This window comes from Erwinia amylovora (assembly GCF_017161565.1).
In the GTDB taxonomy this organism is placed as follows: domain Bacteria; phylum Pseudomonadota; class Gammaproteobacteria; order Enterobacterales; family Enterobacteriaceae; genus Erwinia; species Erwinia amylovora.
Genome location: NZ_CP066796.1, coordinates 1653528 through 1669968, shown reverse-complemented (window position 1 = coordinate 1669968; position 16441 = coordinate 1653528). Strand labels below are relative to the sequence as shown.

Annotated in this window: 12 protein-coding genes; 2 read left to right on the top strand and 10 right to left on the bottom strand. The window is 41.7% G+C overall.

Annotation, left to right across the window (positions count from 1 at the left end):
- Positions 1-67: 67 nt before the first annotated feature.
- Entirely contained in the window at positions 68-655 is a 588-nt protein-coding gene (pth, locus tag JGC47_RS07785; protein ID WP_004157302.1) for an aminoacyl-tRNA hydrolase, read from the top strand.
- 46 nt (positions 656-701) lie between these two features.
- Here pth and JGC47_RS07780 read toward each other — a convergent pair whose 3' ends face one another.
- Together JGC47_RS07780 and JGC47_RS07775 are read right to left on the bottom strand one after the other, a co-directional pair.
- Complete coding sequence (locus tag JGC47_RS07780) at positions 702-1382, bottom strand: EAL domain-containing protein (RefSeq protein WP_004157300.1); 681 nt, start codon at positions 1380-1382, stop codon at positions 702-704.
- A 133-nt stretch (positions 1383-1515) separates the two neighbouring features.
- Positions 1516-2997, bottom strand: a complete 1482-nt coding sequence (locus JGC47_RS07775; protein ID WP_024015232.1) for a SulP family inorganic anion transporter — start codon at positions 2995-2997, stop codon at positions 1516-1518.
- Between the two features lie 355 nt (positions 2998-3352).
- Here JGC47_RS07775 and ychF point away from each other — a divergent pair, with 355 nt between their 5' ends.
- Complete coding sequence (gene ychF, locus JGC47_RS07770) at positions 3353-4444, top strand: redox-regulated ATPase YchF (RefSeq protein ID WP_004157297.1); 1092 nt, start codon at positions 3353-3355, stop codon at positions 4442-4444.
- Between the two features lie 349 nt (positions 4445-4793).
- Here the strand turns inward: ychF and JGC47_RS07765 are convergent, their stop codons facing one another.
- From JGC47_RS07765 to JGC47_RS07735, 8 genes are all read right to left on the bottom strand, one after another.
- Positions 4794-8945, bottom strand: coding sequence for a hypothetical protein (locus JGC47_RS07765; protein WP_013036009.1), 4152 nt, complete (start codon positions 8943-8945; stop codon positions 4794-4796).
- Positions 8946-9328: 383 nt separating this feature from the next.
- Positions 9329-9568, bottom strand: coding sequence for an acyl carrier protein (locus JGC47_RS07760; RefSeq protein WP_004157295.1), 240 nt, complete (start codon positions 9566-9568; stop codon positions 9329-9331).
- A 249-nt stretch (positions 9569-9817) separates the two neighbouring features.
- Positions 9818-10510 carry a hypothetical protein gene (locus JGC47_RS17615; RefSeq protein ID WP_240156686.1) on the bottom strand — a complete coding sequence of 231 codons (693 nt, stop codon included), beginning with the start codon at positions 10508-10510 and terminating at the stop codon, positions 9818-9820.
- Positions 10511-10518: 8 nt separating this feature from the next.
- Positions 10519-11316 (bottom strand): hypothetical protein, encoded by a 798-nt coding sequence (locus JGC47_RS17610; protein ID WP_241097899.1) that lies wholly within the window; start codon positions 11314-11316, stop codon positions 10519-10521.
- 253 nt (positions 11317-11569) lie between these two features.
- Positions 11570-12721, bottom strand: coding sequence for an IpaD/SipD/SspD family type III secretion system needle tip protein (locus tag JGC47_RS07750; protein ID WP_004157293.1), 1152 nt, complete (start codon positions 12719-12721; stop codon positions 11570-11572).
- Between the two features lie 68 nt (positions 12722-12789).
- Positions 12790-13839 (bottom strand): DUF1120 domain-containing protein, encoded by a 1050-nt coding sequence (locus tag JGC47_RS07745; RefSeq protein ID WP_004165414.1) that lies wholly within the window; start codon positions 13837-13839, stop codon positions 12790-12792.
- Between the two features lie 47 nt (positions 13840-13886).
- A complete protein-coding gene (sctE, locus tag JGC47_RS07740; RefSeq protein WP_004162114.1) occupies positions 13887-15788 on the bottom strand; it encodes a type III secretion system translocon subunit SseC family protein in 1902 nt (633 codons plus the stop codon).
- On the bottom strand, positions 15785-16342 hold the full coding sequence (locus JGC47_RS07735; protein WP_004157289.1) for a SycD/LcrH family type III secretion system chaperone: 558 nt from the start codon (positions 16340-16342) through the stop codon (positions 15785-15787). Before JGC47_RS07735 ends, sctE begins: the two co-directional genes overlap by 4 nt.
- Positions 16343-16441: the final 99 nt, after the last annotated feature.

Genomic DNA, 16441 nt, shown 5'->3' with positions numbered 1-16441 from the left:
CTTTGAGTTCTCTGCGCCGCTTCAGTAAACTAGCCGCTTTCATCCTTACGTTGCAGGAAATAGATAAGTGAGCCGTATTAAACTGATTGTTGGCCTGGCAAATCCCGGCGCTGAATATGCCGCCACGCGCCATAATGCGGGGGCGTGGTATGTTGATTTGCTGGCCGAACGTCATAATCGGTCTTTAAAACCAGAGAGCAAATTCTTCGGCTATACCGCACGCCTGAATATCGGCGGGGAAGATGTGCGCTTGCTGGTACCCACCACCTTCATGAACCTTAGCGGTAAGGCAGTCGCTGCGATGGCGACGTTTTATCGTATTCCTGCTGACGAAATCCTGGTTGCTCATGATGAACTGGACCTGCCGCCTGGCGTGGCGAAATTCAAACAAGGCGGCGGTCATGGCGGTCACAACGGCCTCAAAGATATCATCAGCAAGCTGGGCAACAACGTGAATTTCCATCGCCTGCGCATTGGCATCGGCCATCCGGGTGACCGTAACCAAGTGGTGGGATTCGTGCTGGGTAAACCTCAGGCTGCGGAAAAAGCGTTAATAGATAATGCGGTAGATGAAGCAGCACGTTGTACCGAAGTGTGGCTGAAAGAGGATCGCCTGAAAGCTATGAACCGCCTGCACAGTTATAAAGGGGGCTGAGGTAGCAAACCGGGTTACCTGTGCGACAGCACCAGCCGGGCGATGGTTAACTCCCGTCGCTCTGCGTAGCGATAGCATGTCGCAGATCATCCAGCGCCATCATCGGCATAAAATAGCCCTGCACAGCCCAGATACTGCTGTTATATAGCGTCTGTAACTGCCCGTCATCAGCCACGCCCTCTATGATTACCCGATTAGTGTAACGACGAATATGATTGATCAACACGCTGAACCAGGGTTTACAAACGTTTTCCCTGTAAAACTGGCGTTCAAGCTTTACCGCCTCAAACATATTTGACTGCAGGGCATGCAGGTTGGCAGAGCCTGAGCCCAAATCATCCAGCCAAAGAATGTTTAGCTGTTCCACCAGAGTGCGCAATAGTGGATTATTCATACCATCGTGCAGATTAGGAAAATCTTCCGACAGCTTGAGCCGTATAAACGGCAGATGGCTGAGAATTTGCTGGATAAATGTCGATTCTACTACCGCCCGCGCCTGTTGAAAATCGATCGCCAGGCTGCATAACAAGTGGTGCTGGCGGAAAAAATCCGCCTGTTGCTCAATCAGAAGCAGCTGATTAAGCAACCGATCCTGCGCTGAAATGAGCGGTAACCCCGCTAACGATACGCCAGGGCACGATGCGCCCAGCGGTCGGTAACTAAAATCAACAGCAACAAGTTCGCCGCGCAGAGTATGCACAGGAATACAAAAAAAATCGTTTTTCATGCCATCAGGCCAGTTAAGGGCATCCTGCCGATGGAATAATTTATCTTCATATAACTATATGAATAAAAATCGTCTCCGCCGTGATAAACGACGACTTTCAGATTATCGGCCAGCCTGACAGCAGCTTTATGCTTCAAACATCGTTACTGGCAACTTTATAATCCGGATCGTCTATCTCATGACTGCAGAATGGCCCGGCCTGGCGCAGCAGGCTGATACAATCCGCACTGAGATGACGCAGTCTCAGACTCTTACCGTGTTCCAGATAGCGCGCCGTCAGCTTATCGATAGCCTCCACACCACTGGAATCCATCACGCGGGTACGCGCAAAATCGATCACCACGTTATCCGGATCGTTTTGTGGATTGAATAACTCCTGAAAAGCTGTGGTGGAGCCATAAAACAGCGGTCCTTCCAGCCGGTAAGTCGTCTGTTCCTGCGTCTGTACCTGCTCAACAACGCTGATGCGCGCATGCTGCCAGGCAAAGACCAGCGCTGATATCACTACGCCGCAAATCACCGCCACCGCAAGGTCAGTGAAGATGGTCACCAGCGTCACGGCCACCATAATGACCGCATCCGCTGTTGGCATGCGCTTCAGACGGCGCAGAGAACTCCACTCAAAGGTGTTGATACAGACTACAAACATAATGCCCGCCAGCGCGGCTACGGGTAGCAGCGCGATATATTGCGACAGGCTGACGACAAACAGGATAAGCAGCAGCGCACCAACCAGATTAGAGATGCGCCCTCGTCCCCCGGAGGTAAAGTTAATAATTGACTGGCCGATCATAGCGCAGCCTGCAAAGCTGCCAAAGAAACCACAAATCGTGTTACCGATCCCCTGAGCCACACACTCCTGATTTCCCGCTCCCTTCTTACTACCCATTTCGTCGAGAACCGACAGTGTCAATAATGATTCAATCAGCCCCACAAGGGCGATCACGACCGCATAAGGCAGGACGATTTTTAGCGTCTCCCAGTTAAGGGGGGCCGTTGGCAGATGGAACTGCGGCAACGTACCGGAAATATCGGCCAGGTCGCCCACGCGCTTGGTATCAAGGCCAAAACCAATGGCAATAGCACTAATGGCGATCAATGCAGCCAGTGAACCCGGAATGGCCTTAGTCAGTTTAGGAAACAGCCAGACAACCAGCATCGCCAGCGCAACGAGCGCATACATTACCGGCCCCTGGCCTTTAATCATCGGGAACTGAGCCAGCATAATGACAATTGCCAGCCCGTTGACAAAACCATAAATAGCCGGTTGCGGCACCAGGCGAATAAACTTGCCGAGCCGCAACAAGCCAATGGATAGCTGGATCAATCCGGCCAGTATGGTTGCCAACAACACGTATTGGTAGCCGTGCTGGGTTATCAGGCCAATCAAAACCACAATAATGGAACCTGCCGCACCGGAGATCATTCCGGGTTTACCACCGAAAAAGGCGGTCACCAGCCCAAGAATGAAAGCGGTATGCAGCCCAATAGTCGGCGAAAGACCGGCCAGCAGGGAAAAGGCGGTTGCTTCCGGTATTAGCGCTACGGATACTACTACCCCGGCCAAAACGTCATTTTTAACGTCTTTCGCCCTGAAATTGTTCAGGTTAAACATCATATTTCCAGTCTTAAATTAGCGTGATCGAAAATCTGTGCCGCATTTATTGGACACAGCTGGCTCGTCAGAATGACAAGTACGGCAACAGGCGTTGCTCAGGGAGGAAATATCTCAAGGTGGCGTTAGCAACGAGCAAAGCATCTGCAGAGATTCCAGATTATTTGTAAAGTCTCGTCAGTATGAAAAAATGTGAGCAAGATCTCAAGGGATAAGTTCACAGACGTACGAGAAATCAACGCCATAAAGGCTGAAATTAGGTGTATAATGCGCGGAAACTGTTAAGACAACCGTCTGTTACATCATCCGGGGCGTTAATAACCCCTGATTATCAAGCTATTAAGGTGATTCAAACATGGGATTCAAATGCGGTATTGTGGGCCTGCCAAACGTCGGGAAATCCACCCTGTTCAATGCGTTAACCAAAGCGGGTATTGAAGCTGCCAACTTCCCGTTTTGCACCATTGAGCCTAATACCGGCGTAGTGCCAATGCCTGATTCACGTCTGGACCAGCTGGCGGAGATCGTCAAGCCACAGCGTATTCTGCCAACCACTATGGAATTCGTCGACATCGCCGGACTGGTCAAAGGCGCCTCAAAGGGCGAGGGACTGGGAAACCAGTTTCTGACCAATATCCGGGAAACGGAAGCTATTGGTCACGTAGTACGCTGCTTTGAGAACGATAATATCATCCATGTCAACAATAAAGTTGATCCTGCTGACGATATTGACACCATTAATACCGAACTGGCTCTGTCCGATCTGGATACCTGTGAACGCGCTCTGCAGCGCGTGCAGAAAAAAGCCAAAGGTGGTGATAAGGACGCGAAAGCCGAGCAGGCTGCGCTGGAAAAATGCCTGCCGCATTTGGAAAAAGCCGGCATGCTTCGCGCGCTGGATTTAAGCGACGAAGACAAAGCAGCGATACGTTATCTGAGCTTCCTGACCCTGAAACCCACCATGTATATCGCCAACGTTAACGAAGATGGCTTCGAAAACAATCCTTATCTGGATAAAGTGCGTGAGATTGCGGCCAAAGAGGGTTCCGTGGTGGTGCCGGTATGTGCGGCTGTAGAATCGGACATTGCCGAGCTGGAAGATGGCGATCGCGAAGAGTTTATGGCCGAACTGGGCATTGAAGAACCGGGGCTGAACCGCGTTATCCGCGCCGGTTACAGCCTGTTAAACCTGCAAACCTACTTCACCGCTGGCGTGAAAGAAGTACGCGCCTGGACCATTCCGGTTGGAGCAACGGCTCCACAGGCCGCCGGAAAAATTCACACCGACTTCGAGAAAGGCTTTATCCGCGCCCAGACGATAGCTTTCGATGACTTTATTACCTTTAGAGGGGAACAAGGAGCCAAAGAAGCCGGCAAGATGCGTTCAGAAGGGAAAGACTACATCGTCAAAGACGGTGACGTAATGAACTTCTTGTTTAACGTGTAAAGGTTTTTTGTTATCGGTAAGGCGTCACTGAATGAGTGATCACCATTGAAACAATATACAAAATCCACGCATATGCGTGGATTTTCTTTTAACAGTCTTTTATCAGATTATGTCTGAACACCGCCGTACCTGAATAGGACAATAACTGATAAACGGCACGCTGATGTAGGCCAGAAAACAGGATGTTACAGATTTTAGGACTGGCAAAAAGCGAATAAAGACTTAACCCGGTGAGCTAAATGTTAACGCGAAATGAGAGATAAACAGAACAGGAATAACAGGTAATAGCAAATGATGATCATAGAGGGCTACTAATCTATTGGATATCTCTTACGTTAAGGTCAGAGCTTCAGCTGCCCCCTGTTGACACCAGTTTTGCGATATCTCTAAGAAAAACCTCATAGCTCGCCGCATTATTCATCAGAATATAACTTTTTAACGCACTGTTTGATTTCAAATAATTCGACAAGTCTGCAGGGATATCCTTTCCAAGAGATGAAAAATACTGCTGAAATAAGAAATCCAGATCTTCATTATAAGATTTTATGGCAATATTTCTGTCAAATTCCTTGCTCATATCCTGAGCACTTATAGCCGTTCCATCTGTCTTGTAAGTGAAATACATGTAGTCTTGCGTTACAGCTGCGGCATGAGTGAATTCATGAATGAAGGTATCACTCATATCTTTAGCAGGATAATGTCTGTAACTTTGTTGATGCTCTGGATTGAAGAGATATAATTTTTCAGGGAAAACAGTCACCACTGCCGGAAGAGTATGGTGTTCGAAAGTAGAGACCATATATGGCACCTTACTGATTTCATCGTCGGACAAAAGGGTCTGGATCTCATGGTAACCGCCATCACCTACGGCAAGCTTTTTTCCTTCAGTAGCAGCGAATAGTATATTTTGATAGTTATTTTTAAAGGATTCTCTCATAAAACCTTTAGCTAAAATCACCACCGATCTGTAGCGAGAAATCATCGTGTTAATGACTGCTTTGTCTTTTATTTGCAGAAAACGGGCAAAGTAATCTTCAAGTTGCGAGCGGAAACCTATACCCTTAGTTGTTTTAGCATCCATTTCCTTGATCATATGCAAACTATCATCCAGGCGTCTGCTGGCAGAAACCAGATGTTCCTTAGCAGATAACTTACCCTCTACTAAGAAATCATTTGTAATCCCACTGACAAACTTTAAGCCACGAGATACTTCATAATTATGGTCAGAAAAATATGCTGTCAGCATATTTCTTATTCTGGAGCCTTTACTGTCACTTAATTCAATATCGTCCAGTTTGACCGCTTCGAATCTTGCCCGTAGTCTGGGGATAAGACCGGGATAACTGAATTTATCTAAAGCACCAGCAGACGTTTCAACTGCCATTGACACCCTTCTGGCAAACTCCTCTTCCTCTGTGGCAATATAAAATCTTTCGCTCTCTTCTACTGAGACAAGCCTGCATATCGGGACTTTTTCGGGTGAAAGTTGCTGTATTTTATAAATCTGTAAGGAATTATGGGACAGAAGACGTTTACCTATTTCAATCCATTCTGCAGCAAAATAGTGCTCATCATATTTAAAATAGATTTTTTCCGTGCCAATCTCTCTGTAGGCGCCTGGAAAATAGGCATCTGCCATAAACAGCTTATCAGGATCAGGTTTTGCAGCGCCTCGACCATCTTTAAAAATATTTTTGATCTTATTTGTCATGTAAATAGGCTTGCAAGTACTATCAGCAACTGGTGTACGTTTGTAAATACAATTCCCGTACTGGTCTAATTCATCGACATCCCACGACAACAGCTTCCTGCCTTCAATCACCGCATTATTAAGGAAATACAGTTTTATATCACTGTTTTTTGTTTTCAATAACACGTTGGTAGTATCTGCATTATCGCTAAGCTCGAGCTTATACAATTGATCATTAAGGCGAAAGCCTTCTATTCCACTAGTTAGCGTTGCAATGTTTCCACTATAATCTTTATGCTCAATTTCACCGGTCAGCACAATCCCCTCTTCCTCTATTTTATTTCGCAAAGATTTCGCTATAAATCTGTCGCTGTTAAGTTTAACGAAGAGTTCGCTGCCGACCAGCCTCACCCCCTTGATATAAAAACCCGTAGCAGAATTAGATATGACGTATTTTATATGTCCACTTTTAATAAAATCATCACCCCAAATCGACCTCTCTACAGGATAGTACATCCCTTTTCTCTTGATATACTTTTCGCCATAGTCATCATATGAAAAACCATCAGCAAAAATATTAGTCATAGGTACATTATTCATTTTTAATACATCAGCCGTCTCAAGGAAGGAATCAAATTCATAATCAATTTTTGTACTTTCCTGTTCGAAGAACCACAACACATCTTTTCTGATAACATTGGAATAATGCGTGGCAGATAAAAATGGATAATAAACCTCCTCACCATACACGCGCTCTATTTTTATTTGTACAAATCGACCATTCATGTACAAATAGGTCTTCATGTAACTGTCTATATCTAAACCTGCTACTGTAATAAGACCTTCATTACTGATAATTTCTGTACCTTTGGACAGGTCGACCATGTTATCCCGATACCTTTCAATTAATGCCCTGTTGTAATCAGAATATAACCCGTCAGCACCTTCGGGTAAAAAATTCCAGCCTCTCAACGCCCAATTATAATATACGGGCTTATCATATAAACCGTCACGAATTGTTGGGTAGCCAGACATATTTTCGTATAAATAATGATATTCCCCTTTTAATTTTATCGCCAGCCTTGAGTTTAAAGAAATGAATTTTTGCTCAGAATGGGATATACCGCTTGCGCTTTTATGCAAATTGACAGCTTGCAGGGGAGACAGAGATGATATTGAATGTTTAGCCATAAACAAAATCTGTTGGTTAATCGTATCAATTTTCTGAGAATCAATCGATTTTCCTTCCAGACTGTCAGCAAAGACTTCCAGTGCCGGGCCTATTATCAGCTGAAGTATGGTAACAGGTTTGGAATATGGCAGTAAAGTTAAGATCTGTGTTAATACAGAATCAATTTTTCGGGTTATACCAGCCAAATCCTCACTGTGCCGATCTGAGGGGCATCCCTTTCTGTGCAGATTATAATGATATAGAATCTGTGATTCCTCTGCCATAGTTTTAACCGGAAAGCTCAAGGTACGCCCAAAATGTCGGATTAGATCAGCCCAGGATAAATTATTTCTATTAACAATGCATGAGAAATCATACATCTTTTCTATTTTTACATCACTATTATCTGACAGTCTGGAGATTCCATCTGAATCAATCGCTGTTGGCTGTTGATTGATTCTGGGGGCTACAAAATGTTCGTTCATTCTACCGCGATGAGTATCCGTTTCGGAAGATAATCCAATGGGGTAGGCCTCACGATCTGTTTTATTGGTGATAACCTCATCAATCACTTCAGTGATGATTACCGAATGTAATGTCGTCGCCGCTGTCGGATTGCCGGGTGCTTTTGATGATAGATTGTGCCTTTGATCATTCATATTAGGGAAATGAGGAGGCACAATTTTTACATTCATACCTTCTGGGGGTGGACAAAGGCACAGAGTTTTATTTATTTTTAAAACCATCGGAGAGACAATTTTGTTTTTATTGTTTTTGCGCGAATCAGCGTGTGCTTTTTGACATCTATTTTTAACATCTGCAGTTTTGCACTTAGCTGGTTGTTTATCAGTATAGATATAACGGAAAGCTGTATATTTTATCTGCTTTTTTCGGGGCTGCTTGCCTCCAGTAGCGAATGGACAGGCTACTTCCTTTTTAGTCAAGGATCGTGCAGTCCCTGTATATGTATAACATTTAGCTTTTGCGGGTATATTTCTCTTTCTGATAATTTTATTATTTGTAGTGACCACAGCTTGAGAGTTATAAATGTGCCGTTTGTGATGTGTATTATCGATGACGGTCGCTGGATAAGGATCAGAATGATTCATAACAAAATTATTATTTTTAAAATCACTTACCTCCCTACCGGTCTGACTCTCTGTGAAGTTCTTTTCCCTCTTATATTCAGCTCTGTGCCCTACATATAGCCCAGTTCCCACACCAGCACAGGCGAGTACAGCGGCGGCACCCATAATATATCCCGCTTTATTCTTCAATGATAAGTGTGTTTTATCAAGCTCGCCCTTTGTACACAATGCTTCACGAGTCACATCTGCCTGGTGTAAAAGTTTACCACCTAAAGATAAGACCATTTCTTGTTCATCATCTTCAACCCGCAAAGCATCGTGGTCTACGGTCAGTGGTACATTCCGCCGTGCGCAATGGCAATCTATACCATTCGAACGACTACTTATCGGACATTTAATGCAGGTTTCAGTGCCGTTGTTCCAAACAAAGTAGAGTATTTTTCTCAGTAAGCTACTCATCATGGTGCTTTGATATATACTGGAGGAAGTGGCATTTTCTAAAGTAGGCAGTGACTGTTTCTGACCATCAATATTCCCATTTACGATCGGCATTTTAACCTCTCATTATTACCAGGATTATCTCTATTGGAATAAATTATATTTCATCATTAACCTGAAAAGATAAAATGAGGCGACTTTACCTGTGACGTGAAATCATCCTACAGGTTGTAATTATTTTTAAAAGCGTTATGAATTCTACGTGAGTTTTATGCGCCGGACAGTGATTTAAAATCATACAGTTAAAACGGGTTGAGGAGAAAAAATCATTTATCTTTTAGCAATCAAGATGAATTATATAAAGGGATTTACTTACTTATTTACCCGAAGCATATGCTTTATAATTCAATCGATACAGATTAAATTTTAGAAATGATGATTATGAGGATGACAGGCTGGTTTATAAGTGCGTAACGATACTTTTTGTCAATTTAATGCTATGCGTCAGTACCTTCTATTAATTTTACAATATCTCCTACGGTGAGTTGACTGCTGATCTGTGACTCATCCATAATTATTCCAGCCTGTTCAAGTCGTAAAAACAGATCGATAAGCTCCACAGAATCCATCTTCAGATCTTTAATCAGACTATGCTGAAGAGTAACATGCTGTGGCAAGCTACCATTAATCTGTTGAATCAAATGAGTTACCGTAGAAAACGAACTAACATTCTTCACTAATCATTACTCCTGTTTCTCTGATTTCACTGCATTATATGATGAACTTCATGTCTCAACTCGGTAGATCTGCGAGATTCTTTCTAGAATAAATTTAATCCATAATTAAATTATTTAGTAACTAAAAATTTATTTAGTTAGATTATTCCTCTATTTATTGGAAAGTAGTTATGGTGCATGATAAGGGAATCAATATAAGTAATCTACCATTTTCAGTATCGCTCGATCATTAGTCAACGACGAAATCTGTCAAATTTGTAAATGGTCATCAGGCTGATTGTTATTTGCAGAAAGATTAGAATATGGTGAATGGATGTCTGCAGTCACTGTTATTTTGTTTAAACGCAAATCGACGTTATGAGATTGATTGAAGGTAGCTGTATTATTATGATTCACTACCCCAGGATCGGTTAAAGACTCATCACTGATTTTTACAGCGAGATCTAATGCTGGCAATTCATTTATTTGTTCAGGCAAGTCTGAGCCTACTAGCGGCGATTCATTATTCAGTACAGCACCAGGAATTAGCTTGGAATTGTAATTTTTATTAGAAGCACCATTAGAAAAATAATTTGAGTTTGATGGTTCATTGGTGGAATTTACGCCAGAAGCTATAAAATTAAGTTCTACATGCTTTATGATTTCAGCAGCAACCGGACTCAGGATTGTTTTATTTATACTGTCACTGTCAGTAATAAGAGAAATAAGGTAAAGGGTTAATTCGTTTCTAACATAATATGAATATTCTGTATTTTTTATATATTCAGCAAGCTGCTTAATCCAGTGATTAAAAAGTTGACCAGATCCAGATACATTAATGTCTAGCGGGTTATTGTTGCTTGCTATTGTGTTATCTGATGCCGATTTATTGATTCCAACTGGATGGTTTTGAGACTCAGTATTCAATTCATTTTTTACATCATTCGGATAGAAAGCCATCATTATTTGTACTAAACAGATTCCATTAAAAGCAATGAATATGCTTCGATACTTCCCTTTTTGGCATCTGGATCAGTGAGTGCCGATATATGAGTTTCAGCCATCTGAGTGATAAGATTTTGAGTATTTCTATATTGCTGTGCCTGCACTGAATTTTTATTGAGAAGTGGATGTAATTCATCCCATGCATTTGAAGAAGTTTGTTGTAAAGATAACCAGAAACTGCTCAAGGCAGCTTTTCCATGTGTAGGTAATAGTTTTTTCAGACCTCCATTTATTATCTCGTGATGCGATTGATGACCGGGTACAGCCTTTATATCAGAATTTAAATGAGAAACATCGTGGATGCTCTTGTTTTCGATGAATTTTCTTACCATATTGTCAATACGCCTGACATGAGTATCTAATGTCTTTACATCTTCTCCTTTACGCACTCTATAATGACTATTCCGTCGGGTCATATTATCAAGCAAATTTTGAGCGGTAGAAGGTTCGGTCGGCGACTTAAGAAAAGAGTAAAATACTGCTCGGGAAGGTAAAAAACAGAATAAACCATTTGCTTTGGCAGAAGCAACATCGTCGTACTCTTTATTCAACTTCTTTGAGTCAGATCCCCAGGTTCCAATTCTTTTACCTGTTTGTTTGTTACTTGCTTGCTGTACTAATGATAATTTATTATCGGTTGGAACTACCGATGATAATGATGCCAGCAGGATATCTTCCTCTGGCGATTTATTATCAACCGGGCATAATTGAATCGAGTCAATGTTCAAAGCGGTATCGTTTGAATTTACTGGGCTTAAAGACATATTACCCCCTTATATAATCATTAAACTTCTAATCTAAGAAGCTTCCCTTTTGAAGTTGATGAGATCTTCTCGCCTTGACAAACTCCTTCCGTAGACAACAGGTTCAAAGCAGATTGCAACATGCTTACTGAAAAATGACCACCCTACGAAATTTAATTATTTAGCTTACATTAGCAATAAATAGATATAGCCTGCCTAGCTTGCCAGTGTCCAGCATCGATCGACATACAGAGAGGCTGAGATACATCATATTTCATCCTATTGATTTATAAACTTCTCTTGCACTGTCGCCAAGCGTACTGATAACTCCACTGAGTACTTTGTTCAATTGATCGAATGTGCTGTTAGATTGACTGTATCGCTGAGCGAAGGACTGCATATTACTCTGTAGTGCACTGCCAGCTGCGTTGAATGTTGCCAGCCACGCATGGTAGCTCGCGGTAGGCACTTGATTTCCATCACCTTTTGGTAATGATCCATCAACTGTAGAATATTGACTAAGATTAAACCTAATTTCACCGTCTTTGGAAACATCAAAAGCTGGTGCAATTGTTAGCTTCATGTTTTCCCGCTCTTGGCTAGACATCTTGTCCCAGTGTGCAACTTTTCCGAGGTCAATTCTTGCCGCATAGTCCTTAAATTTATTGTATCCTTTTATCATTACATCTTTGTTAAAAGATATATTATTACCATCTTTACCCGCTGACATGGCATCGGAAGAGGCTTTTTGTACATTCTCATTATAGGACTGGTACAGGTCAGTATATTTTTTCATTAGCGTGGCATAGAATTCAACATAATCTTTTCTGATGCTTGCTATTGCCTTGGCTATTTTACTCCACAATTCAGCATAGCTCGTACCTGGAGTAATTTCATCAGCAGAAAATACTTCACCAGCGATAGCAGGATACCCATCTTTAGCTAATTCCAACGGCAATGAGGGTTCAACTGATGATTTATCATGTAAAATAGATCTTTTTCGTAAATGACTCGATATTCTTTCTATAAAATGAGAGTTAATAGCTGTCAGATTTTTCTGCTCAGCAATAACATCATCTGCATTTTTTTTACTATTTAAAATATTTTCATAGAAATCTTGTAACTCACGCATAAAGCAATTAATTTCTTCAAATTCATGTAAGTTTTCTGAGTACCCTGATTCCAATAGTAGTTGTCTGATTTCTGGTAGCTTATCTTCAAAGCTTTCTCGTGTGAGAATTTCATATAATCGCAGCAATAATTCCTTACTGCTCTCATATACACTATCAACATTATCAATACTCTTCGTCTCAAAGAAAGGAACTGTTCGGCTACTTGAGTAAGTCAGAAAATGGGAGGTCTTAAAAGAAAATTCTTCTGTGGCAGCGGCCGGGGTTTGATTCCCTGGGAAAATGATCTCACCCATAATCTACCTCAATCGATATCAGTTAAAGGACGATGAAATTGAACTCGTTCAATGACTCAAAATTGAATTTAATGGATTTTGCTAACCACTGCATCTAACGCATTATTGCGACTACGGAATATATCGTCCAGCGTCTTATTGAACGTACTTTGGTTATTATCGGCTGCAATGGCGCTTTGCTTAAGGTTATCTGCAGTCTGTGAATTAATCTGCTTATCAGTTTCAGACAGTCCCGCATTGCGCGTTTCACCAGCAGCATTAACACCGTAACCACTGTTTATTATTTGTGAAACTGAATGAGAAGCCTGGTTAAGTGGACCGTTACTTAAGTGATATTTTTGAGCTTTATTCTCTACCTTTCTATGCTTATTATTAAGTTCCTGTATATTAGATTCTAAATTATTCTGGTGCTTATTCATCATAGATATCATTTGAGGATCAGCCTGAGTACCTTCGCTGTTTTTCTTATCAAGGATCTCCTTAAACATTTTTTTGTCATTTTCCAGCGCTTTTTGTTTTTGTTGTGCAGGTAAAAGATTTTTTCTGGTCGATCGACTCATATCATTCATTCCTTTTAAAGCCGCTGTGGTTCCACCAGCCTGCAAAGTGGTACCTGCTGTAGCTGCAATTATCGCCCCTTTAAAATTCTCTTTAGCGGCTTCAATGTGATGAAAACCCATACTTTTGGCAGCATTTACCATAAATTCGACACTTTTGGTCGCCATGAGACTATACACGCTGCGCATGGTATTCATCATGTTGACCATTATTCCAGAAATAACGAGATTGTTATAATCACCGATTAAGTTTTTAAAGAATGGTGAAGTATTTTTTATGCTGTCTAAGCGCTCTGCTGTCTTCAAAGATTCTGTGATTTTCTGGTCAACCTTGACTTCATTTTCATTGTTTTGCGACAAAATCACTGGTCTGTTGAGGGATCGTTGTGAGGTTAATAGCTCGCCTAAAAAAACACTATTTTTTGCCTCCTGCTGGATGTCTGCTGGGGAAACTCTACTTTTTTTCGGTATATTATTTTCGTTATATTCATCAATTTGTGCTGAACATTTGTTCGCCAGAGTGAAGAATTCAGCATCTGAACGATTGATGACATTACACATAATTTTTTTCCTTTTATGATAGAAGTGAAATAAAGTGAAAATCAGGATCATCCGGCTACGTGGTTTAATTTCTTGGTAATATAATTACCAGCCAGCATTTGATTCTCAGCAACGGAACAAATGTTTTCTAAGATCCTGTTTATTGCTTCCATACGGAAGCTGAATGTCTCCTGCGCCTGTTTCATAATGCTTTCCAACAAATCTTGCAGCGCGGAATTTTGCATTAACTGCGCACGCGCCTTTGCAGCTTCAACCATCATGTCAGCTGCGACTATACTTCCCACGGCCTGAACAAGGGTATTTGCCATCGTTCCCCCTGTAACTGCCATTTGGGTATAATTGGATATCTGTGCAATTTTATTATTATCCATATTAAAAAAGCGTCCAGCCCCGTGGAAAAACCTTTTCAATACTTGCATGAACATTTGATCCATTATTTTTTTCAGCATTTTCTCACCTAAGTTATTGCCGATATTCCTGGCCATAGCACCAACAATTTTGCCTACTCCGACTCCTATGAGTACAGTACCTGCAATCATAATCATAGCTGTGGCTATTGCTCCCATGATTTGCCCTGCCGTTTCAGCTACTTTTTTATCAGCGATGAAGAGTGATAATATTGCTGTATAAGCATCAGCATACAGTTTCATCAAGGGTTGTACGATATTTTCCATGATTGGCTGCATGCCATCCTGTATGAAAGAATGGTTATTAAGACGCTGATCAATTTCATCCCCTGCCATTATGGCCAGCATTACCATGCCTAATATCATTGAGGTTCCACCAGTGAATATTGCGGTACCCATACAGACTGTAGTTATTACCCATCCAAGAACCTTGCCTATACAGCCCATGGTTTTCTGTAAATCTTCTGCCTTGCGCAACTGAGCTTCGACTTCCAAAGCTTTGTTTTGAGAATCCCTTGCTGCGGCTTCAGATAACTTCTGTTTGAGCAAAGCAAGGGCTTTAAAGTCTTCTCCGGCATTTTGACTAATTAACTGCGACATCAAGGCGATCAGGAAAGTCAGGCTTTTCGCCTCTATTTTGCTCTCCTGATGGCGGATTTGGATAATGCTATGCTGTCGGTCAGTTAAGGAGCTAATTAAAGAAGTAGCTTGTGCAAGTGTAGCCTTAAGCAGCGTCTGGGCCATCTTTTCAGCCGCGGAGGCAGGGTTAAGTACCTCAATAACATAGTTTTCATGAATCAATGTGACTCTGTTCAGGTCAGACAACACTGCCTTAACTTCTTTGTTGGCCTCAATGAGTTGATTCAGTAAAAGCGGGGATAGAGGCGCTTGAGTTTCAGCCCTAACTTGCAGAGCTTTTAAGTTAGTTTGAGCATCATCCAACTTAGATTGTACATTTAATTTCACCTGATTAAGAGTTTCAGCATGTGCCTGAACTGCTCTTAGAGCATCAGCTTTACCAGCCCAAAGCTGCCCCTGCGCTTCAAGTTCTTCAGCAAGGTGAGAGTAAGCTTTCCCTGCGCCATCCATTGTCGCGTTAAAGACCTGAAGTTTTGACACCATTTTCTCTAATGAACTTTCGCCAGTTAACTGTATGATTTTTCCTATCAACGCTGTCATCTCAGCTGATGTATTAGAATAACTTTCAGCTGCGCTCGTAGTGGCCAGACCAGAATACTCATCATTAGACATAATCTGACTGTATACTGGAACATTCAACTGAGGTATATCCTGCTTTTCAATGGTAAAATTGCTTCCGGCCGAAAGTAATGATCTACCCGTTTTTTGTAAAACTTCAAGCAATTGCTCCGGCTGCAGCGACTTTAATGCTTCTCTGACCTCACCTATTCTGGGGTAGAGTCTGTATTGTGAATTGGCAAACCGATGTAATTGACTTAGCTCCTTTTTAGATTCTTCGTGACTTGATTCTAACCCCGCAGAAAGATGCTTCAAATATTCTGAGTTATCAACAGGTATATTCATTGTTCCTCCTGTTTGTTTTTTTTGTCTTCACAATCACTTTTAGTATCCGCATTGATTTCATCGAGTGCTGACAGATAGGTTTCAGCTTTTTCTTTAAGCTGCAGATCGGTGCACCTGTTCATTACAATAGCAAAACATTTGCGAGCCAAAACCTCTTGACGTAACATTAGATTACACTGACCTGCATAAAACATAGGCCGATAGTCCTCCTTAGACAAAGAATATGACAAAGCATAGAAATCAATTGCTTTGCGGAAGTCCTTTTTCAAATGATAAACTGCTGCGAGGCCCATGGCATATTCGGAATTATAAAAATCATAGATACATAAAAAACGAAAAAGAGATATTGCGTCGTCTAATCTCCCAATATGATAAAATTCATATGCTATTTTATAAATATCATTCATCGTACCATTCGAAACACACTGCACATCTTTAAGGACGGCTCCATTCTGGATCGCTTCAATTAGATTTGCGGAATATTCTTCCAGTTCATCGTCATTTTTCGATGGATCTTGAGAGTTCGAATCTTCCGCCATATTCTCATATTCCATTCTTGACCTCTAACATGATTAGCTAAACACGTATGGAACATTCAATTAAACCGAATGTAGATGGTAGAGAATACATGCTTAATTGTACATCGTGATGCG